The following is a 21607-nucleotide window of genomic DNA, read 5'->3' on the forward strand; positions in this document are numbered from 1 at the left end:
GGCGCTATGTATTGTCTTTATACTAAATACTAAATACTAACTACTATTTTATTATTTTTGCAGCCACTATGGGAAGAAGAATACCACAAGAGAAGAAATTTGTTTCCGGATTGGAAATCATTGATATAGCTGAGGAAGGCAAAGGCGTTGCGAAGCAGGATAACCTTGTTTATTTTATTGAACGGGGGGTGCCGGGGGATATTGTTGAGGTGGAGCTACAGCGCAAGAAGAAGAGCTTTGTGGAGGGGAGAGTGGTTAAGGTGGAGTCGCCTTCTGCCTATCGAGTGGATCCTTTCTGTAAGCATTTTGGTGTTTGTGGTGGCTGTAAGTGGCAGCATATGAGCTATGATGCTCAATTGAAATTCAAAGAGCAGTCTGTTGGAAATGCACTTTCAAGGATTGGTAAGGTGAATGTGTCCGAAATGGAACCTATTTTGGCTTCTGAAGGAACGACCTATTACCGGAATAAACTGGAATTTACATTTTCGAACAAACGTTGGTTGACAGATCTAGACGAGGTGCAGCCAGGTGATTCGATGGATGCGTTGGGATTCCATGTTCCCGGTCGTTTTGATAAGATTTTGGCCATTGATCATTGTTACTTACAACAAGACCCTTCCAACGTTCTTAGAAATGAGATTTTTGAATTCGCCAAGGCGAACGGTATTTCTTTTTATGACCTGAAGTTCCATGACGGAGCATTACGTAATCTGATTATCCGGACTTCCTCAACCGGTGAGGTGATGGTGATCGTGGTTTTTGCCTATCCGGAAGAAGGACAGGTTGACCTATTGATGGCATTCATCCATGAGCGATATCCAGATTTAGCCTCCTTATTATATATCATCAACCAGAAACGTAACGATACGATCTTCGATCAGGAGATTGAGATCTACGCAGGCAGGGATTTTATCTATGAGGAAATGGAAGGTTTGAAGTTTAAGGTTGGTCCTAAATCTTTCTACCAGACTAACTCGAAACAGGCTTATGAGCTGTACAAGATCACGCGTGAATTTGCAGGGCTGAAAGGGGATGAGCTGGTTTACGATTTATATACTGGAGCTGGAACCATTGCCAACTTTGTGGCCAGGTCGGCTAAGGAAGTAGTAGGTGTGGAATATGTGCCTACGGCGATCGAGGATGCAAAAGTTAATTCTGCGATCAACGAGATCCATAATACAAAGTTTTATGCTGGAGACATGAAGGATGTGCTTACTGCAGATTTCATTGCGGAGCATGGGAAACCGGATGTAGTAATCACGGATCCTCCAAGAGCTGGGATGCATGCAGATGTCGTGGCTCGTATATTGGAGATGGAGAGTGAGAAGGTCGTGTATGTGAGTTGTAATGCGGCTACGCAAGCTAGGGATTTGGAAATGCTGCAGGAGAAATATGAGGTTGCACGGATTAAACCGGTGGATATGTTCCCACATACGCAGCACGTAGAAAATGTGATTTTATTGAAATTGAGGAAATAATGGATTTACAGGATTTATTGAACAAGCAGCCCGAAGGAGAAGAAAATAAGAAAAGCGAAAGCCCTTTGCTTAGCTTGAAACGGGACCTTGATTTTTACAAGGAGTCCATCCAAGAGGTGTCTGTGGAAATGATGGCAGAAGGCTATACGCTATATCCGATATTTGTTGCCCATCAGCACCAGGTTGGATTGGGAGAGGTTATTTTGGACCGGGAGGAATTGAATACAGCTTGGACCATACATGCCAGTTCGCTGGAGGAATTTGTGGAAAGAGGCTTGATCCAATCGGAACGGAAGGATTATTTCATCAAGCAGTTCAAACCTGCGAATGCTTTTATGTGTCTGTTCGTCATCGTTCCTGAAGGCGCTAATTTTGTTTTTTATCCCTATAAATAAGATCGATTTTAAACTATTTAACATTTGGCAGTCTAAACAATTGCTACCTTTAAACTGATGTATAGTAAAGTTAAATATTTTGGGATATTGTTCTCTTTTTTGTTGCTTGGAATCTTAATGGTTCAGGCTCAGGAGCAAGGTAAAGTGATTTCTGGGCTTCTGATGGAAAAGGGAAGTAATATCCGTGTATCGGATGCTAACGTGGTTAACCTACGGAGTAAGCAGTCTGTTCGATCAAGTGCCTATGGGGTTTTTACCATTGATGTGATCATTGGTGATACCATTCGGGTATCCAAAGTGGGTTATGGACCAGTGAAAACGGTGATCCATAGCTTAGATGATATTCTCATCGACATGCAGTCTGGTACCACTATTGAAACAGTGGTGGTCACTCGGAGTACAAAAGAGGCTGAATTAAATAGCTTTTTAAAGGAATACGAGAAAAAGGGTGTTTATAATGGGGGGCACAATAGAGTAAGCACCTATTTGAACAGTCCGGCTACGGCCTTATATAATCTTTTTGGCAAAGACGCTAAGAATGCCAAACGTTTTGAACGGTATATGAACCAGGAATTGGAGGCATCCAAGGTGGATCGCGTTTTCAACAAGGCTATCGTCAATAAGATTACTAATTTGGAAGGTGATGAATTGCAGTCTTTTATGGACCTTTACAGACCTTCGATCTCTTCGGTTGAACGATGGGGCGAATATGATCTTTTGAACTATATTCAGAATTCATTTAAGACTTGGGATGCCCAAGGTCGTCCGAAATCACAACGTTTGCCCAAGTTGGAAATTCCTCCTCAAGAAAAATAAAACCCTGTAAATTAAGTGTTTAATCAATTGATTGTTTGCAAGAAATGACTTTGGCATTGGGTTTGCAAAAACCATTCTATTGATTTGAAAAAAATATTAGTGAATAAAGGATAAATTATTTGGTTATGAAAATGAATAAAAGATTAGCAGTTTATGGATTAACAGTAGCAACTTCAGCAATGTTGTTCGCAAGTTGTTCAACCATCCAAAATACAAGCAATACTACTAAAGGTGCCGTAATCGGTACAACTGCGGGTGGTGCAATTGGTGCCTTAATTGGAGGTAAAGCTGGTAACACAGCAGTAGGTGCAATCGCTGGTGCGGTAATCGGTGGTGCAGCTGGTACATTGATCGGTAAGAAAATGGACAAGCAAGCTAAAGAAATCGAAAATACCGTTGCTGGTGCTGAAGTAGAACAAGTTGGTGAAGGTATCTTAGTGAAATTCGATTCTGGTATTTTATTTGACTTCAACAGTACCGCTTTAAAATCAACTGCGAAAGATAACATCGCGAAATTGGTGGAAACTTTGAACAAAGAGCCGGATACAGAAATTTTAGTATTAGGTCATACAGATAACGTAGGTACATTGGCAGCAAACCAAAAAGTTTCTAATGGACGTGCAGCATCTGTAAAATCATATGCAGTATCTCAAGGTTTAGCAGGTTCTCGTATCAGAACTGAAGGTAAAAACTTCTCTGAGCCAATTGCTTCAAATGATACCGAAGCAGGTAGAGCGGAAAACCGTCGTGTAGAGATTGTTATTGTTGCATCTAAGAAAATGCAAGAAGAAGCTAAAAAAGAAGCAGCGCAATAAATTTAATCCGATATATTTCATAGGGCAGCATATTTTGTTGCCCTATTTTTTTTGCATAAATCTTTGTTAAATTTTAGTCATTGCTGACAAACTGTCATCAAATTAGCTTTTTATTACTAACTTTGTAGTCTTTGAAAATTGACTATGTTAGAGTTATCACATACAACGAAGACGCACGATGAGGCTCGCCAAGGCGAGGCTTTGGATATGGTTCCTACGGGACAATCAACTGGCCGAAAACTTTATATTGAGAGTTACGGATGTCAGATGAATTTTTCCGATAGTGAGATTGTGGCGTCGATCCTGATCGAGAAGGGATTTGAAACGACAAAGGATTACAGGGATGCCGATGTGGTATTTATCAATACCTGTTCTATTCGGGAGAATGCAGAACAACGCGTTCGTAATAGACTAAAGGAATTTGAATCTGCCAAGGCAAAGAACCCTGGTATGATCGTAGGTGTTTTGGGCTGTATGGCCGAACGATTAAAAGCCAAATTCCTGGAAGAGGAGAAATTGGTAGATGTAGTTGTGGGTCCAGATGCCTATCGTGATCTTCCAAACTTGATCGATAAGGTCGATGATGGTGGAAGAGCGGTGAATGTACTGCTTTCTCGTGAAGAAACCTATGCCGATATCAATCCAGTCCGTTTAAATACCAATGGGATTTCTGCTTTCATTTCCATCATGCGTGGATGTGATAATATGTGTTCTTTCTGTGTCGTTCCTTTTACACGCGGGAGAGAGCGTAGCAGAGATGCAGTTTCTATTGTAAAAGAAGCAGAAGATCTTTTCCATGCTGGATATAAAGAGATTACCCTATTGGGTCAGAATGTGGACTCGTATAAATATACCCCTGCTGTTGCAGAAGGCGAGGAGCCAAAAGAAACCATCAATTTTGCACAATTATTGGCATTGGTTGCTGAAGTAAGCCCTGAATTAAGAATCAGGTTCTCGACTTCCCATCCGAAGGATATTACCGATGAGGTGTTGTATACGATGGTTAAATATGAAAATATCTGTAAATATATTCACCTACCTGTACAATCGGGTAACTCGCGGGTATTGGATCTGATGAACCGTACCTATGATCGAGAATGGTATATGGAGCGTGTGGATGCCATCCGTAGGATCATCCCAGAATGTGGGATCTCTACCGATGTGATCACCGGTTTCTGTACAGAAACAGAGGAAGAACATCAGGAAACATTATCCATGATGGATTATGTTAAATATGATTTCGCCTATATGTTCGCCTATTCGGAGCGCCCGGGTACATTAGCAGCCAAACGTTATGAGGATGATATTCCTGAGGAAGTGAAGAAACGTCGTTTGACGGAGGTTGTCGACCTTCAGAGAAGTCACAGCCTGTACCGTTTGGAGAAATTTGTCGGTAAAGTGCATAAGGTCTTGATCGAAGGTTTTTCAAAACGGTCGGATAAGGATTTTTGTGGTCGTAATGACCAAAATACGATGGTTGTTTTCCCAGTAGATGCACGCTACAAGGTGGGTGACTATGTAAACGTATTGGGAGAGAGTTGTACTTCAGCTACATTAATCGGTAGGATTGTAGACTAATTCTTCTCCATAATCACAATTTTAAAGCATGGATAATCAGGATATTAAGAATAGATTTGGCATAATTGGAAACTCTCCATTGTTAAATCGTGCAATAGATATTGCGCGACAAGTCGCACCAACTGATATATCGGTGTTGATTCAAGGAGAGAGTGGATCGGGTAAGGAGGTGTTCTCCCATATCATCCATCAATTAAGTTCCAGGAAACATGGACAATTCATCGCAGTAAACTGTGGAGCAATCCCAGAAGGTACGATCGATTCGGAATTGTTCGGACATGAGAAAGGATCCTTTACCGGAGCGCACGAAGCCCGTAAGGGGTATTTTGAAGTTGTTGATGGTGGTACCATCTTCTTGGATGAGGTAGGGGAATTGCCATTGGGAACCCAGGCCCGTTTATTGCGTGTTCTGGAGTCTGGAGAATATATCCGCGTAGGATCATCGAAGGTTCAGAAAACCAATGTACGCGTTATTGCAGCCACCAATGTGGATGTTTTTGAGGCCGTTAAAAAAGGGAAGTTCCGTGAAGATCTATATTATCGCTTAAACACTGTTCCATTATATATTCCACCATTGCGCGAGCGCAAGGAGGATATCTATTTATTGTTCCGCAAGTTTGTAGTAGATTTCGCGGATAAATATCGGACACCGGGCATACAATTGACAGAGGATGCACAGGAGTTGCTGAAGAATTATTCTTGGCCAGGGAATGTGAGGCAATTGAAGAATATTGCGGAACAGATTGCCGTTCTGGAAAAGGAGCGGGTGGTGGATGCCAAAATATTGAGCCAATATTTGCCGGTAGAAGCCAGCAGTTCTTTGCCAATGGCGATCAAAGACAGCAATAAGGATAATTTTTCGGAAAGAGACCTGTTGTACAAAGTGCTCTTTGATATGAAAAAGGATATGGTTGATCTGAAGAAACTGGTGGTGGAGCTTATTCAAAAAGGATTCAACCCTGGTACGATCGAACAACATTCCCCTTATATCAATCAATTATACCAAGAAGTAAGACCGAATACAGCGGCCTTGGTTTCCGAGGAGTATAATCCGGTTCAGAATCCAACCATTACCATCCATAATCCGAATCAGCAGAATCCATCGTCCAACGATTACCTGTATGATACCCAGGATGTGGAAGAGGTAGAAGAGGAATCTTTGTCCTTGATGGATAAGGAGTCTGATTTGATAAAAAAGGCATTGAAGAAGCATAAGGGCAAAAGGAAGGCCGCGGCACAGGAACTGGGTATTTCGGAACGTACCTTGTACAGAAAGATTAAGGATTTAAACCTAGATTAAGATATTCGTCATGTTCAAAATAAAGGGAACCGTTATTACGTTTTTAATGTCAATCGGCATGCTGCTGATCATCAATGGATGTGGGGTTTCGTATAGTTTGAAGGGTAGTTCGATTCCTGAAAATGTAAAGACCTATACCGTAACATTCTTTGAGAATATTTCACCAATGGTTTCAGCAACCCTAAGTCAGACCATGACGGAAGGATTGAAGGAGCGGATCCGTTCGCAATCCCGATTGAGCCAGGTGAACCAAGATGGAGATACCCAATTTGATGGTACGATTACCAATTACTCGATCACGCCAGCGGCAGTTGAAGCGGGGTCGGATCGTGCAGCCATGAACAGACTTTCCATCACGGTTAAGGTGAAATTTACGAACCGTAAAGATGATACGGGAAAGAGTGATTTCGAGGAATCATTTACGCAGTTCAAAGAGTTCCGTGGAGAAGTTTCAAATCAGGAAACGCAATTGAACGCGGAGATTGTAAAAGCACTTACCGAGGATATCTTTAATAAAGCATTTAATAACTGGTAGTCAAATATATCAACCTATGGATCTACGACAAGTATTTAGAAAGGCCCTGGAGAATCCCTTGGAAGTGAGTGAGGTTGATTTTCAACAGTTACTTTCGAAATATCCATTTTCCCAGCCTATAATTTTTGCGCATGAGCGTAAGAAAAATCTGGAGAATTTACCTGTAGATAAACAGAAAACATTAATGTATGCGTATAATTCCTTTTGGCTAAGGGATTATCTGCAGAAACCTGTTGCACAGATTCCAGAATTGGAAGCGGTATCGGATGATTATATCGCTTTCGAAGAGTATACATCCGAGGATGAGCAGGAAGAAGTGGTATTGGAAGAAGAAGTTCTGGGTGAGGGATTTTTGGAAGAAGAAGTTTTGGATGAGGAGGTAGAGGCAGAAGTTGAAGAAAATTTTTTTGATCCTCCCGCAGCATATAATATAGAATCTGCATTTCCAGAAGTAGATGAAGAGGAAGACGTTCCATTGGATGAGGATGAGGAAGATGTTGAAGTTGCTGTAGAGAAACTGGAAGGCACGCATAGGGAGGAGGATGTCAGTTTATATAATGATGAGCTGATGCCTTATAGCTTCCGTTGGTGGTTGTACAAAACAAGATTGGAGCATGCAGAAACCTATCAGCCATTTGTATCTCCGGTATTACCCAAGTCCCAAAAGGGACAGTTTGATCCTAATAAATTGGACGAGGCGATCCTAGATCAGCAGATACGTGAGAACATTTTTCACTTGCAGAATCCCGAGGATAAATTGAGTGAGCCTTATAAAAAGGAGACGATCGAATTCCGTTCGAATGAGCCTACCGATGAGGTGATCGAGAAATTTATCCGTGAAGAACCTCAGATTCAACCTCCCAGAGCAGAAAGCATCAATACCGAAAATAAGGCTCGTAGAAGTTCAGAGGATCAACTTTCAGTCGTTACAGAGACACTGGCGAATATCTATGAATCGCAGGGAATGTATGAAAAATCGATTTCGGTATTTAGAAAATTAATTTCAGAGAATCCAGAAAAAAAATCGTACTTTGCGGCCCGAATTAAAGAATTAGAACAAAAGTTATAAAAGAAATATAAAAATGGACATTTTATTTATTATCCTAATTATTCTAGCGAGTTTATTGTTAGCATTATTTGTGTTAATCCAAAACCCTAAAGGTGGCGGTTTATCATCAGGATTCTCTGGGGGAGCAAACCTGATCGGTGTACAACGTACAGGTGATATATTGGAAAAAGGTACTTGGGTGTTGATCATTGCTTTAATGGTTTTCTGTGTGGCGATCAATATTTTGGGCCCATCAGCTGGTTCAGGTAATGGTCTTGGCGATCAGATCGAAGCACCAGTTCAAACTCCATCGTTGAACTTGAACCCATCAGCAACTCCACCGGCTACTGTTCCTACAACACAGACGCCAGCAGCTGCTGACTCTACAAAATAAGGTTACCCTTCGTATAAGAAATATGATCCCTGTCTGGCTTAGACAGGGATTTTTTTTATGCTTTTAATCCTTACCAATTAGTGACATCCTGACATCATTATTTTACTTAAACTGTCAACAAAATGGTTTAAAAATGTTATTTTGACACAAAAAGATTAGTAATTTGGATTGGCATAGTTCGTGATGCCCTAACAATGATTATACATTTAAACATAAAAAACTGATATACAATTATGGCATTAAGTATTAAACCTATTGGAGACAGAGTGGTAGTAGAACCTTCTCCAGCGGAAGAAAAGACAGCGTCTGGAATCTATATACCTGATACTGCGAAAGAAAAACCATCCCAAGGAACAATCGTAGCAGTAGGTTCAGGTAAACCAGAAGAGCCTTTGACGGTACAGGTAGGTGATAAAGTATTGTACGGTAAATATGCAGGTACTGAAATTACTTACGAAGGGAAAGAATATTTAATTATGCGTGAAGCAGATATTTACGCAGTTCTGTAAATCAATCTACTTAAATCTTTAAAAATAATAGTCAAATAGAAATGGCAAAACAAGTAAAATATAACGTAGAAGCGCGTGATTCCCTGAAAAAGGGTGTTGATACATTGGCGAATGCCGTAAAAGTAACATTAGGTCCAAAAGGTCGTAATGTAATTATTGAGAAGAAATTTGGTTCACCAGCTATTACAAAAGATGGTGTTTCTGTTGCGAAGGAAATCGATTTGAAAGATCCATTGGAAAACATGGGTGCTCAAATGGTCAAAGAAGTAGCTTCAAAAACCGCAGATCAAGCAGGTGATGGTACCACTACAGCAACAGTATTGGCACAGGCTATCGTAGCGCCAGGTATCAAATCCGTAGCAGCAGGTGCTAACCCAATGGATTTGAAACGTGGTATCGATAAGGCTGTTTCTGCAGTCGTGGCTAACTTGAGATCGCAATCTCAAGTAGTTGGTGCCGACAACAATAAAATCAAACAAGTAGCTTCTATCTCTGCAAACAATGACGAAGTAATCGGTTCATTGATCGCTGAAGCTATGGAAAAAGTAGGAAACGACGGAGTAATTACTGTTGAAGAAGCAAAAGGTACTGAAACTGAAGTAAGAACGGTAGAAGGTATGCAATTCGACCGTGGTTACCTTTCTCCATATTTCGTTACGAACTCTGATAAAATGGAAGCAGAGTTGGATAACCCTTATATCTTAATCTACGACAAGAAAATAAGCAACATGAAAGAATTGTTGCCAGTATTGGAAAAACAAGTTCAAACTGGTAAACCATTGTTGATCATCGCTGAGGATCTGGACGGAGAAGCTTTAGCTACGTTGGTAGTTAACAAAATCCGTGGATCACTGAAAGTGGCAGCTGTTAAAGCTCCAGGATTTGGTGACCGTCGTAAAGCGATGTTAGAGGATATCGCTATCCTTACTGGTGGTACTGTGATCTCTGAAGAAAGAGGTTTCAAATTAGAGAATGCAGAATTATCTTACTTGGGACAAGCAGAAAAAGTAGTTGTTGATAAGGACAATACTACGATTATCAATGGTTCAGGTAATGCAGAAGATATCAAAGGTCGTGTAGCCCAGATCCGTGCCAACATTGAAACTACTACTTCTGATTACGATCGTGAGAAACTTCAAGAGCGTTTAGCTAAATTATCTGGTGGTGTTGCGGTACTTTATGTAGGTGCAACTACAGAGGTAGAAATGAAAGAGAAGAAGGACCGCGTTGATGATGCCCTACATGCTACTCGTGCAGCAGTTGAAGAAGGTATCGTTGCAGGTGGTGGTGTTGCTTTCATCCGTGCTACAGAGGCTTTGACAGATCTTAGAGGTGACAACGAGGATGAGAACATCGGTATTGACATCATCAAACGTGCTATCGAAGAGCCATTACGCCAAATCTGTGCGAATGCTGGTATCGAAGGTGCGGTGATCGTTCAAAAGGTAAAAGAAGGAACTGCAGATTTCGGATACAATGCGCGTACTGACAAGTTTGAGAACTTGATCGCAGCAGGTGTAATCGATCCTACTAAAGTTTCTCGTGTTGCTTTAGAAAACGCAGCTTCTGTTGCTTCGATGTTATTGACAACAGAATGTGTATTGGCTGATGAACCTGAAGAGAACCCAGTAGGTGCTGGTGGACCTCCAATGGGTGGCGGTATGGGTGGAATGATGTAAGATCATCCCCTTTCAAAAATATATTTAGCAAAGAGCTGCCTTTTGGCGGCTCTTTGTGTTTTATTGACAATGGAAATCAAGTATATTCGTATGGTAATTCAGGAATTGGTTGGACTTAAGTTTAAATAGGATGGACGGACAGGAGGTTTTGATGCTGATCTTAATCTTTGTGATTGGTGATGTATTGATTTATTTTGTATGGAAAAATGTGGGCAACAAACGGGTTGTAACTCCCATAATTCCTGAAGAAGGATCTATCCGTGAGGTATTGTTGGATAGGGTGAGGTTTTTTAAGAATTTAAAACCTGCCCAACAGGATGTATTCTTGTAACGGGTGGTTTATTTTTTGCATACCACGAAGATATCAGCAGAGAAAGGTTCGGTTATTACCGATGAACATCGGGTATTGGTGGCGGCAAGTGCTACTATCCCTTTGTTCCATTTTGAAACCTGGTCTTATGAATACCTTGATGAAGTATTGATCTATCCAGGAACTTTTAATGAAAAGTACAATACACAGGAAGCTAAGCGAAACATCCTCGGCATGGTCGGTGATGGTGTAATGCACAGAAAGATGATTCTTTCCTTACCAGCGTTACTTTCTGGATTCTCCAAGAATTCGGATAGCAATACGGCCATCCATGAATTTGTACATTTAATTGATAAAGCGGATGGTGAAGTGGATGGGGTGCCTGAATATTTGATTCCTAAAGAACTGATACAGCCTTGGATGGAAGAAATGGAACAAACGATCTCAGAAATCCGAAGGAATAAATCTGATATCCGTGATTATGAAGCTACTAATAACGGTGAATTCTTAGCAGTTGTTTCTGAATATTTCTTTCAAAAACCTAAAATGCTGAAGGCAGACCATCCAGAGCTCTATGAATTGTTGGATGAGATTTATTGTGCTAAAAAGTGATTTTTTACGGGATCAGGATACAGGATTCTCTTATTTAAACGTTGATTAGTTATAGACTTTAAAATTTAACATGATGGAATACAGGTTATTAGAGAACAGTGATTTAAGTGTCTCGGTGATTACCTTTGGTGCTTGGGCGGCAGGAGGATGGATGTGGGGAAGTACGGACAGAAATGATGCTATAGAAGCCATCCGTGCCGCCTATGACCTGGGGGTTACCTCTATTGATACTGCTCCAATTTATGGTCAGGGTACTAGTGAAGAGATTGTTGGAGAGGCCATTAAGGACTTTAGGAGAGATGAGGTCCAATTGTTGACCAAATTTGGGATGCGTTGGGATTTTGCAGAAGGGGCTTTTGCCTTCCATAGCAAGAACAATCAGGAGGAAGCGATCGAAATCTATAAGTTCGCTGGAAAGGATAGTGTGATCTATGAGTGTGAACAGAGTTTAAAACGCTTAGGAACGGACTATATCGATCTTTATCAGATCCACTGGCCGGATTCTACCACGCCCTTGGATGAGACTTTTGAGGCAGTAGGAAGATTGATCGAACAAGGAAAGGTACGATATGCCGGGGTATGTAATTATGATGCGAAATTGATGGAAGAGGCAGGCAGAACCCTCAACCTTGTTTCCAACCAGATTCCTTTTAGTATGGTTAACCGTGGGGTGGAAGAAGAAACCATTCCTTACTGCATCAAACAGAATAAAGCTGTTTTGGCTTATAGCCCTTTAGAGCGTGGTCTTTTGACGGGAAAGATACATCCGGGATATAGCTTTAAGTCAGGAGATCATCGGGCTAATCTGCCGCACTTCCAACCAGATTTCATCGATAGGACCAATATCCTTTTGGAAAGAATCAAACCTTTGGCAGATGATAAGGGGGTAACATTGAGTCAATTGGTACTACGATGGACAGTAGAACGTCCCGGAATAACCATCGCCTTAGCAGGAGCAAGGAATGCACAGCAAGCTGTTGAAAACGCGAAGAGCATGAACATCAACCTTACGGATGATGAAATCGAATTTGTGAATGCAGTGGTGGATGCTTTCTAATCAAAAGATACTTTTTATAATTACAAGATCTTACAATCAACTAAGGTCCTGTAATTTTACCACTTGATTCTGATCATTGAAATAGAAATAGGACTTTCCGGCCAATTCAATCTTATCGCCTTGTTTCATGGTATCGGAAATATCCATAGCTAGGCTTGCGGTATATAGGATGCGGACTTCAATCAGGTTAGAGGATTCATGCAATTCGGATATGACCTGTTCGCGGTCTTCGAAGAAAGATTTAGCGGATTCTGCCTGCTCTTTAAAAGCCTCAATCCCTTCCAGAGAGTCGGTGGTTACCCCATTCTGGATATTTTCAAATACGACATCTTCTGAAAAATGCTGTACCATTCCTTCTACGTCAAAATTATTGTATGCCTGTATATAATTCCTGACAATTTCTTCTCTTAGGTTCATAGGATGTTGTTTTGTATAAAGATAATAAAAAAGGAGTCACCCTAAGACACCTCCACAACTATTATGTAACAAACAACAAACTTATTTCTTTATCCAGATTTCCAATAGTTTCCTTAAGTTTAGGATCTGATGAACGTGGGGTATCTGCAGCGATCAAGTTTCCAGCTTTGTCGATAAGGATGTAACAGGGGATGCCATCTACTTTATAAGCAACTGATAATACATTTTCAACTCCTGAATGCAGTTGGATTACCTTTGTGTTTTTTTTCCTTCCCATGGGTTTTTCATTTGCTTTTATTTTTGTCGATTGATATGCCAACAAATGCAACGCCTTTATCTTTGTATTCTTCATAAATTTTTTTCCAATGGGGTTCTTGTGCAAGACATGGACCACACCATGTCGCCAAAAGATCTATTAACACAACTTTCCCTTTTAAATCCTTTGGTGCTACATTTTTACCATTTACATCGGAATAACTGAAACTTTCCACAGTAATGCCAGTTTTTGTTTTGGCAAGTTTTGTTACCATGGTTTCAGTCAGTTTGAATTGTTCCGGCAGTGTCAAGTATTTTTGGTTAGCTGTTTTACTTAATGGAATTCTTACATCGATCGAGCCTTTTCTATTTTTGATGCAATAAATTACCATTTCAGAACATCCGAAAGAATTGAATTGAGTCGGTTTTCTTCATCTAATATCCCTTTTCCTCTTTTTTTTTTCCATCAGCAATATAGTCAAAAAACGATCTCCAAATGGTAAAATTAGCTGTTGACAGGTCAGATGTTTACCGGTATTGAAATTCTGGTAATAACTGGTAAACTCTTCCTTATCCGGATGTGCTTGTCTAGGCATGTAGTTATAACTTATGGTATTATAAGCGAATTCATTTTCGACGATCCTTGGGGATAATTTCTCGAACACCTTATTTCCGGTTTTCGGATCTTTTTAGAAAAAGCTTAAATTTTTAATCATCTCCTCCAAATGGGGGAAGAATTCCACATAGGTGGACATCCCCCTAATTGAAGAGGCCATATGCCACTGGTTCAGGGCTTTGGTTTCGGGACTGTCCATATTGAAAGCTCATAGTTTTCACGGTTTAATATTATGGTTAGGTCTTCATTGCCCTTAAATGAGAACCTGAGGTTATTTTATGTTCGCAAGAATTTGCCACTACCGTGTAAATGAAACCTTCATATTCAGGATTGAACCTGGAGCCAAATCGACCTTTTCCACCTGTGTCTGAGATTGCTATATCGAACAGTCTTGAAAAATAAATTTAACTTCAAAAAATAAGTTCTAATCATTTTTTTACACCCAAATACGCAGGCCATTCCCGATGTAGCCAATTATTAATTGTTGATTTTTTTATAAAAAAAACCAAATAGTTTTTAACTATTATTTAACAACTGTTAAAATAATCTTTTTTGGTAAGATTCTTGTTGCAAGAATTGGCGATAATTTTTTTACTGTATAAAATTGTATCGCTAATTTATAGAACTTACAATAAATGGGTGTAAATTGCATCTCCTTTAATAAAGTAAGTTTTTTACTAATAAATAATTCCGAAATATGAAAAAAACCATTTTTTCGTTACTTGTCCTAGCTGCATGTAGCTTTAAATCCGCTCAAGCACAATTTACTCGCCCAATCAGCGTGGGAATTGGCGGAGGTCCTACCATCAACCTAACAGATCTAGCAAACGTAGAAGCACAATTCGCAGGCCATATTGATGTTGATGGGTTGATTACCCCCTTTGTGTCGGTCGGTGTACATGCTGAAAGAGGAGCACTAAAAGGTCATGGATATTTAAGTGAATTCAAAAATGATTATTGGGCATTTAATGCAAATGCAAAAGTAAGAGCTGGTCAATTCATGAATCTGTCCGACAATTACAGCTATTATAACCTTCAAGCCAGTACTTTTAATAAAATTTTAGCCAATGTATACCTAGGGGCCGGAGCAGGATTCATGAAAAATAAAATTGAAGCCAGCATCACTCCAGAATATGAAGCTGGAGTTATTTCTCAAGGAGGTCATATCTCCGATGATCTTACCGGATTTCATTTTGTTGTTCCGGTAAATGTCGGAATCGATATTCCTATTGGAAGAACCTTATATGGACCACAGTGGGCGGTGAATATCAATTATCAACATACCATCACGACAAAGGATAACTTAGATGCGGTTGTTAATAAAAGGAACGATCAATATTCATACATATCCCTAGGATTGAAATACGCGCTATTCCACAGAAAATAATAGGATAATTTGGTGATCAGATATATAAATAACAAAACAACAACAATAAATAGATAATATGAAAAGACTGTTCCTAAGTCAGCTTTATAGCACATTTTGCTTGGCTATATTGGTAGGTGTCGTCGGATGTTCCTCATCTGGAAACCTATACAATGCACCTAAGGTATCTGCCTTTAAGGGAGGGAAACTACCAGCGCCTCCGGGTATGGTGTATGTTCCGTCCGGTACAATTCTGTTCAAAGGGTCATTAGATAGCGGAAATGTTGGTAAGAATGTGAGTCTTAGTGCATTCTTTATTGACGAAACGGAGGTGACCAACAAACAATACCGTGAGTTCGTGAATTGGGTAGCCGATTCCATCGCTGTTACCGATTATCTACAGGATGATCAATACTTTTTGGATATCGCAAGTGAAGATGGTACAAGCAAACGTATCGATTGGAAAAAGGTGAAACGTATTTCTCCACTTTGGAAAAGTAAGGATCCCGTAATTGCGGAGAAATTGGCGCCTATGTTGGAATTGAAAGGTTCGAACAGGGCCCTGAATCCAGAAATCGTACAATACCGTTTTTCTTACCTGAAAACAAAAGGGAATCTTAAAAAGGAATATGTTACGGAAACCGTTTCCATTATGCCAGCAGAAGATATCTGGTCAAAAGACTTCCCGAATGCGCAGCTTACCTCTTTGGATGCAAATTACTTCACGCACCAATCATTTGATTACTATCCGGTAATCGGGGTTACCTGGCGACAAGCCCGCGCCTTTACCGATTGGAGAGGAAAGGAAATGATGGCCAATGTAATGAAGAATTCGTATTTGAGCGGTTATCAATTGACATTCAGTTTGCCTACCGAAGCACAATGGCAATATGCTGCTGAAGGTAAGATCGATCCTAGAGATACTATCGTGGGTAAAAGAATGACCATTGATGGCGATAATGGAAAAGAGAAATTGGCCGTCAACTATAAGCAAGGCGAGGGTACTTATTCCAGGGATGGAGCAACCTTTACATTGCCGGTAAAATCCTACCAACCGAATGCTTTTGGCATTTATAATATGGCAGGTAATGTTTCAGAATGGACATTGGATGCCTTCAGTCCGTCGGCTGTAGCGTTTGTGAACGACCTGAACCCGGTATTATTATATGATGCAGATGAGGATGATGCAGATGCTCTTAAACGTAAAGTGGTACGCGGCGGATCATGGAAAGATAACGGTGAGCAGCTGAACAGCGAAACCCGTAACTATTCCGTGGATTACGAACCACATTCCTATATTGGATTCCGTTGTGTGATGTCGGCATTTGAAATGCCTACTTCGCAAAGTAAGACCAGAAAATATTAATAAGGCCTGTTGATGATTAAAATGATTTGTAAGATGAAAAAATGGCTTATGTTAGTGGTAGTTACAATGGGAGTTAGCCCATTGATCGCCCAAACGATTGATACCATACCTGATAGTACGGCATTGCAGACTATTCAGACCCAAACGGTGGTTCAGGGAGAACCGCTAATGGATACCATTCCGACTACGGATGGTTTCTTCCAAGTGAATAACCTGGAGGATGCGGTTCCTTTTGCTTTTCCGGAAGTGAACGTAAAGAATATCCGTTTTTACAAACGGGTATGGCGTGATATTGATCTGAAAGATGATCGTAATTTTATATATGCGGTTCCAGGCAATTCCTTAATGGAAGTGATCATGAAATCTATTGAGCAAGGTAAATTAACACCATATAGTCCTGAGGATGATTCCTTCAAAGGAAAGCTTTCCGCCAGAGAAGGTATGGCAAGATTTGCAGACAGTGTTCTCGTTCCGATTTTTGATGATGAAGGTAATCAGATCGACTCCAGGATGACCCTGAATGAGTTCAATCCTGAGCGCGTGACCAAATTCCGTATCAAAGAGGATATTTTCTTTGATAAGCAAAGAGGAAGATTGGAAACACGTATTATTGGCGTGGCGCCACTGATGGATATCACCACCTCTGCAGAATTGGCGAATTCTGTAGGTTCCACTCCAGCATTCTGGTTGTATTTCCCACAGTTACGTTATGCCCTGGTAAAGGTCGATGTTTCCGATCCGGATAAGGGGCTGTATGATATGACGATGGATGACTTGTTTGTTCAGCGTAAATTTGCAAGTAAGATCATCCGCGAATCCTCACCAGGTATGTTGCAACAGGCTGAATTGGCTAGTGCAGATAGTACCATGATGGATGGTTCACAAGCCATCGAGGATAAATTGGAAGCCTATAAAAAGAAACTTTGGAAGAATCCAAAAGGGGTAAAGTCAGAGAATTTAGAAGGGCATGAGCAGGATCTTAAACTGGAGGAGGAAGAGAAACGGCTGAAAGAACAATTGCAGCAGGAAGAGCAGCAACAGCGTTTAAGAAGAGAGCAGAGAGAACAGCAATTGCAACAACAGCTCCAAGAGCAACAGCAACAATTACAGGAAGGAACCTATTAAAAAATACATATAAAAAAAAACGCCAACCATTCAATTATGGTTGGCGTTTTTTTATGTTTTATCTGCTATTAATTAGCAGTCAGTGCAACTGCATTCAATTGTCTTGGTGTTCCATCAGGTCCTACTGCGATAATATTATCGAAGATAACCCTTGTTCCAGGTCCAATACCATTGATGGCCGAGCGCATGGAAGAACTCAATTGGTTTCCGGAGGTGGACAACACAATCGCATCCGCCCTTGGTTTCGCAATGATCAAGGAGAATTTGGTCACCTTGAAGGATGCGTCAAAATCAAAGTTATCCAATTTAGCAAAAATGGCATTCTGAGCCTTGATCGATACGGTTGGCATGGATCCACCCGTTTTACCGGCAAACTGAGCGATAGGATCAGGGATACGTTTCACACGGAAATCCGTAGAACTTAATATCTGATTCTTACCCGGAGCTACTTCTGCCGATACCGTGATCTTCGCTGTTCCAGGAGAACTTACACGGACATTATACTTCCCGCCGCTTCCTGAAAGGCTTCCACCACTCATGCTCACCTTGATTTTATTGGTTGGTGTTCCTGGTGCCGAAACCGAAATAGGGTTGTTAACGCCAATATACAATACGTTCATCTTATCCGGAGATACTACTGCCGAAGGTCTCGAAACTTGGTAGGTCTGTGCTGGCGTACGGTATTCCTTAATCGAACCATCGGTTTGCTTCACTTTAATGATACCCGACCAGGTAAAGATCCCTTCTTGGCTGGTGTTTACTCGGTAGATACCTTTTCCATCCTGCACGTCCAGATTAGCACCATTGACACTGATGCTCGGCTGTGATTTGGAATCGGATGCCGTCAAGAATACTTCTGCTGTATAAGGTTGACCTTGTACCAAGTAGGAGGTAGGAGCAACAGCAACCGCTGCAAACTTATCCAAGTTCACTACCGCTTGGTCCATTTTGCCCAAGATCAGTTTTACCATGTCAGATTCTGCATTTTGGGCATCTGTTTGAATCTTTGTCAAGATGGTCATCGCAGCTGTCAAAGGCGTTCCGCTTCCAAAATTGATTTCCTCCCATTTACGTTTCCCGTTCACCGGTTTTTCTGGGTCATTTGCCTCTAAGGAGAACGAAACAGATTTCTGTTCTTCTGGTGTTAATAAGGCCAATAGTTTTGCTCTTGTTTGGTTTATTTTATCCTTTAGTTCTGTACCCTTCTTTTGGTTGATCATCATATTTACAGCGATATCTTCATTCTCGCGCATTTTCAGATCTCCCGTATTCTCGTCATATCCTCCGCCTTGATTGACGAATTCTTCTTTAATACTGTTGATGTACTGATTAAGGTCGTTGATGATGGCGGATGCGCTTTTTGCCTTATCATAGATTGGCTTTGCACGTCCAGGCTCATCTTTTAATTTGGTGCTTTCAAAAGCGGTAAATAATTGCTGAACCGAATTGTTAACATTCGATTTGGATGTTTCTAAACTGTTGTTGATGTTCTTGAATGCATCCAATATGGAATCCGGTACATTTAATGCAAGCAGGGCTAGCAAGACCAAATACAAGATATTGATCATCCGCTGCCTTGGCGTCTCTCTTCCTAATGCCATTTTGTAGGTTTTAAGTTTTACGTGGATGAATTATACTCTAGGTTGGTTCATGGCTGTCAACATATTGCCATAGATAGCATTTAATGCATTCAGGTTTTTCGCCAACTTGTTCACTTCATCTTTGAATGCTTTGGAATCATCAATAGACTCGTTGAAGTTTTTCATCGTAAAGCTTAAATTCTCATAGAAACTATTCATGGACTGCAAGTGCGAAGACGATTCGCGCAGTTCTTTTTCATACATACTGTTCAATTGACGCAGGTTACTGGTTAATTGAGTTACCTGTTCTTGATAATTGCTGGTATCAGAATTGGTATTGGACAAGGCCACCAAATTAGCCGATGCTTTTTCAAAAGCAACACTTAGACCATCAAATTTGGAAGTAGCTAAGCGTAATTTCTGTGCAAATTCATCAGTTGCCAAAGACACATCAGAAATACGGTTGATGGCGGAAACTTTTTCGCCAAAATCACGCAATCCCCTGCCCAGGTTTTCGATTGTTGCTGGTTCGATCTGTGCGTCCGAGAACATTTTGTCCAATGCTGCAGTAGCAGATGCTCCTGATTGTTGGTTAACAACCTGAACGGATCTGTTTGGCAATTCACCTTGGAAGTTGTCATCCAATTCTGGATAAACCTTAGCCCAATCTGGTTCTGCTGGCGGTGGGTTGAAACCCATTAAAAAGAATAATAAGGCCTCAACCGTTAGGCCGATACCGATGATGTAATTCGCCAATGATCCACCGATATGAAGGATCTTGAACATTACACCAATAATTACAATACTCGCTCCCCAAGAAATGGCAACATGCAACCATCTTGAATTGTCTTTTTTCTTACTCATAATGTCAATTTTGATTGAACTTTTTTTAAGTGTTTGTAGATATAAGTTTTTTTAGCATTCCATAAACAAATACATGATCAGAAATCCATCTATTACAACGATTTTGAACCTGATTTATTACGGAATATTCCCCAAATATAACCTTATTGGTTAATTTTGGGGAAATTTTGGATATTATTTTATTCTTAAATAACCCTTTTGGGGGAGCAAAAAAGTCTTTTTTTTAGCTTAATCCCTTAAGATGTTCCTCTCGAATTGAGATACTGTGGGGAAAGGAATTGTTCCAGGAATTTATTTGCTAATTGTTAAACATAAATTGGTTATCTTGTTCCTGAAAACAATAGGTTGGAGGAAGGATCTATGAGTAAAATGACACTTAAGGCTTTAGAAGAATACTTGGAATTGTCCGTTTCTACGGTATCTCGGGGCCTTAAATGATAGCTATGAAATCAGTGAGGAAACCAAGGAGCGGGTTCGGCAAGCTGCCAAAAAATTTGATTATAAACCTAATTTGGCAGCGAAAGGACTTAAAACAGGGAAAAGTAATTCCATTGGGTTGATCATTCCCTACCTTTCCAGTGCGTTCCAGTCACAGATCCTAGAAGGTGCCCAACAAACGGCTCTTGAATATAACGTGAATCTGATTTTTATGCAGAGCCGCGAAAATGAAAAGATAGAGAAGGAATGCCTCCAAGCCTTAATCCAACAGAATATCGATGGAATTATCATTGCACCAAGTGCAAATAGCAGTATCTCTTATTTAAAACAATCGAAAAAACAAGTGCCTTTAGTCCTGGTGGACCGGATAGATTTTGAACTCGATTCCCCAAAGATTGGTGTGGATAGTGAATTTGGTGCATATCAAGCCACAAGGCATCTGTTGGAAAACGGGAGAAAGGAAATTCTAGTCCTTGCAGGAAAAAATTTAGGGGTTAACAGCACAAGAATCTTAGGCTATAAAAAAGCTTTGCAGGATTTTAAGATCCCTTTCTATCCTGAACATATCATACAGATCAATCATGGTCAGGAATCCAAAGAATTGATGAACAACCTTAAGCTGATGTTGGAACGAAAACTAAAGGAGTTTGATCAACCCATTGGATTGTTAGGAATAACAGATACATTGACTGTAAATAGTTTGGGAGTTTTACATCAATTAGGTAAAAAAGTGCCGCAGGATGTGAGCGTGATTGGCTTTGCCAATCTGTTATTTGCGGAGTCCTTGAATCCACCTTTGTCATGTATCGTACAACCTGCTATTAAAATGGGAAGAACTGCTGTTTAAGAATTGATGAAGGTTGTTCAAACAAAAGTTAATCCTGAATTAGTTCCAGAACAGCTCATTTTGAAGCCAGAAATCATTTTACGGGATTCATCTCATAACACGTGAATAAGTAAAAAATTATAAAAGTCTGGTTACTTTCAATTGGTTATTTCAAATCTATTTATGAAAATGTCTAATTTAAATAGATGAATTAATTAATCTATTTTG

At 40.3% G+C, this 21607-nt stretch carries 23 protein-coding genes; 18 read left to right on the plus strand and 5 right to left on the minus strand.

From position 1 onward, the window contains the following. The first annotated feature begins 68 nt into the window (after nucleotides 1-68). The 14 genes from rlmD (at nucleotide 69) to VJ786_RS13845 (ending at nucleotide 12526) form a co-directional block, all read left to right on the plus strand. Nucleotides 69-1478, plus strand: a complete 1410-nt coding sequence (rlmD, locus tag VJ786_RS13780; RefSeq protein ID WP_336557915.1) for a 23S rRNA (uracil(1939)-C(5))-methyltransferase RlmD — start codon at nucleotides 69-71, stop codon at nucleotides 1476-1478. Beyond that, nucleotides 1478-1873: a hypothetical protein gene (locus VJ786_RS13785; RefSeq protein WP_099366492.1), complete on the plus strand. Its 396-nt coding sequence runs from the start codon at nucleotides 1478-1480 to the stop codon at nucleotides 1871-1873. Before rlmD ends, VJ786_RS13785 begins: the two co-directional genes overlap by 1 nt. Nucleotides 1874-1930: 57 nt before the next feature. Continuing rightward, nucleotides 1931-2689, plus strand: coding sequence for a hypothetical protein (locus VJ786_RS13790; protein ID WP_336557916.1), 759 nt, complete (start codon nucleotides 1931-1933; stop codon nucleotides 2687-2689). A gap of 125 nt (nucleotides 2690-2814) precedes the next feature. Next, on the plus strand, nucleotides 2815-3504 hold the full coding sequence (locus VJ786_RS13795; RefSeq protein WP_180268459.1) for a YiaD family glycine zipper/OmpA-like lipoprotein: 690 nt from the start codon (nucleotides 2815-2817) through the stop codon (nucleotides 3502-3504). Between the two features lie 144 nt (nucleotides 3505-3648). Further along, the gene (gene miaB / locus VJ786_RS13800) at nucleotides 3649-5082 is read left to right on the plus strand and encodes a tRNA (N6-isopentenyl adenosine(37)-C2)-methylthiotransferase MiaB (protein ID WP_336557917.1); all 1434 of its coding nucleotides are present in this window, start codon (nucleotides 3649-3651) and stop codon (nucleotides 5080-5082) included. A gap of 28 nt (nucleotides 5083-5110) precedes the next feature. Continuing rightward, on the plus strand, nucleotides 5111-6382 hold the full coding sequence (locus tag VJ786_RS13805; RefSeq protein WP_099366488.1) for a sigma 54-interacting transcriptional regulator: 1272 nt from the start codon (nucleotides 5111-5113) through the stop codon (nucleotides 6380-6382). Between the two features lie 10 nt (nucleotides 6383-6392). Further along, a complete protein-coding gene (locus VJ786_RS13810) occupies nucleotides 6393-6917 on the plus strand; it encodes an LptE family protein (RefSeq protein WP_134778059.1) in 525 nt (174 codons plus the stop codon). Between the two features lie 16 nt (nucleotides 6918-6933). Further along, nucleotides 6934-7986 carry a hypothetical protein gene (locus tag VJ786_RS13815; RefSeq protein ID WP_336557918.1) on the plus strand — a complete coding sequence of 351 codons (1053 nt, stop codon included), beginning with the start codon at nucleotides 6934-6936 and terminating at the stop codon, nucleotides 7984-7986. Nucleotides 7987-7999: 13 nt separating this feature from the next. Continuing rightward, nucleotides 8000-8359, plus strand: coding sequence for a preprotein translocase subunit SecG (gene secG, locus VJ786_RS13820; RefSeq protein ID WP_099366485.1), 360 nt, complete (start codon nucleotides 8000-8002; stop codon nucleotides 8357-8359). Nucleotides 8360-8592: 233 nt separating this feature from the next. After that, nucleotides 8593-8868 (plus strand): co-chaperone GroES, encoded by a 276-nt coding sequence (locus tag VJ786_RS13825; RefSeq protein WP_099366484.1) that lies wholly within the window; start codon nucleotides 8593-8595, stop codon nucleotides 8866-8868. A gap of 41 nt (nucleotides 8869-8909) precedes the next feature. Then, nucleotides 8910-10547: a chaperonin GroEL gene (groL, locus tag VJ786_RS13830; protein ID WP_099366483.1), complete on the plus strand. Its 1638-nt coding sequence runs from the start codon at nucleotides 8910-8912 to the stop codon at nucleotides 10545-10547. Nucleotides 10548-10677: 130 nt separating this feature from the next. Beyond that, on the plus strand, nucleotides 10678-10878 hold the full coding sequence (locus VJ786_RS13835; RefSeq protein ID WP_336557919.1) for a hypothetical protein: 201 nt from the start codon (nucleotides 10678-10680) through the stop codon (nucleotides 10876-10878). 3 nt (nucleotides 10879-10881) lie between these two features. Beyond that, nucleotides 10882-11469: a M90 family metallopeptidase gene (locus VJ786_RS13840; protein WP_336557920.1), complete on the plus strand. Its 588-nt coding sequence runs from the start codon at nucleotides 10882-10884 to the stop codon at nucleotides 11467-11469. Nucleotides 11470-11539: 70 nt separating this feature from the next. After that, the gene (locus tag VJ786_RS13845; protein WP_336557921.1) at nucleotides 11540-12526 is read left to right on the plus strand and encodes an aldo/keto reductase; all 987 of its coding nucleotides are present in this window, start codon (nucleotides 11540-11542) and stop codon (nucleotides 12524-12526) included. Between the two features lie 36 nt (nucleotides 12527-12562). Here VJ786_RS13845 and VJ786_RS13850 read toward each other — a convergent pair whose 3' ends face one another. From VJ786_RS13850 to VJ786_RS13860, 3 genes are all read right to left on the minus strand, one after another. Next, nucleotides 12563-12943, minus strand: a complete 381-nt coding sequence (locus VJ786_RS13850; protein ID WP_099366481.1) for a nuclear transport factor 2 family protein — start codon at nucleotides 12941-12943, stop codon at nucleotides 12563-12565. 61 nt (nucleotides 12944-13004) lie between these two features. Further along, a complete protein-coding gene (locus tag VJ786_RS13855; protein WP_336557922.1) occupies nucleotides 13005-13220 on the minus strand; it encodes a TlpA family protein disulfide reductase in 216 nt (71 codons plus the stop codon). 7 nt (nucleotides 13221-13227) lie between these two features. Then, nucleotides 13228-13590 (minus strand): TlpA family protein disulfide reductase, encoded by a 363-nt coding sequence (locus VJ786_RS13860; RefSeq protein ID WP_336557923.1) that lies wholly within the window; start codon nucleotides 13588-13590, stop codon nucleotides 13228-13230. 921 nt (nucleotides 13591-14511) lie between these two features. Here VJ786_RS13860 and VJ786_RS13865 point away from each other — a divergent pair. The 3 genes from VJ786_RS13865 to porN are packed head-to-tail and all read left to right on the plus strand — an operon-like array spanning nucleotide 14512 to nucleotide 17671. Next, nucleotides 14512-15201, plus strand: a complete 690-nt coding sequence (locus VJ786_RS13865) for an outer membrane beta-barrel protein (RefSeq protein WP_336557924.1) — start codon at nucleotides 14512-14514, stop codon at nucleotides 15199-15201. 58 nt (nucleotides 15202-15259) lie between these two features. Beyond that, nucleotides 15260-16546, plus strand: coding sequence for a T9SS ring complex lipoprotein PorK/GldK (porK, locus tag VJ786_RS13870; RefSeq protein WP_099366476.1), 1287 nt, complete (start codon nucleotides 15260-15262; stop codon nucleotides 16544-16546). A 33-nt stretch (nucleotides 16547-16579) separates the two neighbouring features. After that, entirely contained in the window at nucleotides 16580-17671 is a 1092-nt protein-coding gene (porN, locus tag VJ786_RS13875) for a type IX secretion system ring subunit PorN/GldN (RefSeq protein WP_336557925.1), read from the plus strand. Between the two features lie 68 nt (nucleotides 17672-17739). Here porN and porM read toward each other — a convergent pair whose 3' ends face one another. Then, the gene (gene porM / locus VJ786_RS13880) at nucleotides 17740-19272 is read right to left on the minus strand and encodes a type IX secretion system motor protein PorM/GldM (RefSeq protein ID WP_099366474.1); all 1533 of its coding nucleotides are present in this window, start codon (nucleotides 19270-19272) and stop codon (nucleotides 17740-17742) included. Nucleotides 19273-19302: 30 nt separating this feature from the next. Further along, on the minus strand, nucleotides 19303-20115 hold the full coding sequence (gene porL, locus VJ786_RS13885; RefSeq protein ID WP_099366473.1) for a type IX secretion system motor protein PorL/GldL: 813 nt from the start codon (nucleotides 20113-20115) through the stop codon (nucleotides 19303-19305). A 511-nt stretch (nucleotides 20116-20626) separates the two neighbouring features. Here porL and VJ786_RS13890 point away from each other — a divergent pair. Then, the gene (locus VJ786_RS13890; RefSeq protein WP_336557926.1) at nucleotides 20627-21400 is read left to right on the plus strand and encodes a LacI family DNA-binding transcriptional regulator; all 774 of its coding nucleotides are present in this window, start codon (nucleotides 20627-20629) and stop codon (nucleotides 21398-21400) included. Nucleotides 21401-21607: the final 207 nt, after the last annotated feature.

The sequence above is a fragment of the Sphingobacterium tenebrionis genome (assembly GCF_037126265.1).
GTDB classification, from domain to species: Bacteria; Bacteroidota; Bacteroidia; order Sphingobacteriales; family Sphingobacteriaceae; genus Sphingobacterium; species Sphingobacterium tenebrionis.

Coding starts and splice junctions, on each gene's coding strand:
- rlmD (WP_336557915.1), top strand. CDS start 69: ATGGGAAGAAGAATACCACAAGAGAAGAAATTTGTTTCCGGATTGGAA.
- VJ786_RS13785 (WP_099366492.1), top strand. CDS start 1,478: ATGGATTTACAGGATTTATTGAACAAGCAGCCCGAAGGAGAAGAAAAT.
- VJ786_RS13790 (WP_336557916.1), top strand. CDS start 1,931: ATGTATAGTAAAGTTAAATATTTTGGGATATTGTTCTCTTTTTTGTTG.
- VJ786_RS13795 (WP_180268459.1), top strand. CDS start 2,815: ATGAAAATGAATAAAAGATTAGCAGTTTATGGATTAACAGTAGCAACT.
- miaB (WP_336557917.1), top strand. CDS start 3,649: ATGTTAGAGTTATCACATACAACGAAGACGCACGATGAGGCTCGCCAA.
- VJ786_RS13805 (WP_099366488.1), top strand. CDS start 5,111: ATGGATAATCAGGATATTAAGAATAGATTTGGCATAATTGGAAACTCT.
- VJ786_RS13810 (WP_134778059.1), top strand. CDS start 6,393: ATGTTCAAAATAAAGGGAACCGTTATTACGTTTTTAATGTCAATCGGC.
- VJ786_RS13815 (WP_336557918.1), top strand. CDS start 6,934: ATGGATCTACGACAAGTATTTAGAAAGGCCCTGGAGAATCCCTTGGAA.
- secG (WP_099366485.1), top strand. CDS start 8,000: ATGGACATTTTATTTATTATCCTAATTATTCTAGCGAGTTTATTGTTA.
- VJ786_RS13825 (WP_099366484.1), top strand. CDS start 8,593: ATGGCATTAAGTATTAAACCTATTGGAGACAGAGTGGTAGTAGAACCT.
- groL (WP_099366483.1), top strand. CDS start 8,910: ATGGCAAAACAAGTAAAATATAACGTAGAAGCGCGTGATTCCCTGAAA.
- VJ786_RS13835 (WP_336557919.1), top strand. CDS start 10,678: ATGGACGGACAGGAGGTTTTGATGCTGATCTTAATCTTTGTGATTGGT.
- VJ786_RS13845 (WP_336557921.1), top strand. CDS start 11,540: ATGATGGAATACAGGTTATTAGAGAACAGTGATTTAAGTGTCTCGGTG.
- VJ786_RS13850 (WP_099366481.1), bottom strand. CDS start 12,943: ATGAACCTAAGAGAAGAAATTGTCAGGAATTATATACAGGCATACAAT.
- VJ786_RS13855 (WP_336557922.1), bottom strand. CDS start 13,220: ATGGGAAGGAAAAAAAACACAAAGGTAATCCAACTGCATTCAGGAGTT.
- VJ786_RS13860 (WP_336557923.1), bottom strand. CDS start 13,590: ATGGTAATTTATTGCATCAAAAATAGAAAAGGCTCGATCGATGTAAGA.
- VJ786_RS13865 (WP_336557924.1), top strand. CDS start 14,512: ATGAAAAAAACCATTTTTTCGTTACTTGTCCTAGCTGCATGTAGCTTT.
- porK (WP_099366476.1), top strand. CDS start 15,260: ATGAAAAGACTGTTCCTAAGTCAGCTTTATAGCACATTTTGCTTGGCT.
- porN (WP_336557925.1), top strand. CDS start 16,580: ATGAAAAAATGGCTTATGTTAGTGGTAGTTACAATGGGAGTTAGCCCA.
- porM (WP_099366474.1), bottom strand. CDS start 19,272: ATGGCATTAGGAAGAGAGACGCCAAGGCAGCGGATGATCAATATCTTG.
- porL (WP_099366473.1), bottom strand. CDS start 20,115: ATGAGTAAGAAAAAAGACAATTCAAGATGGTTGCATGTTGCCATTTCT.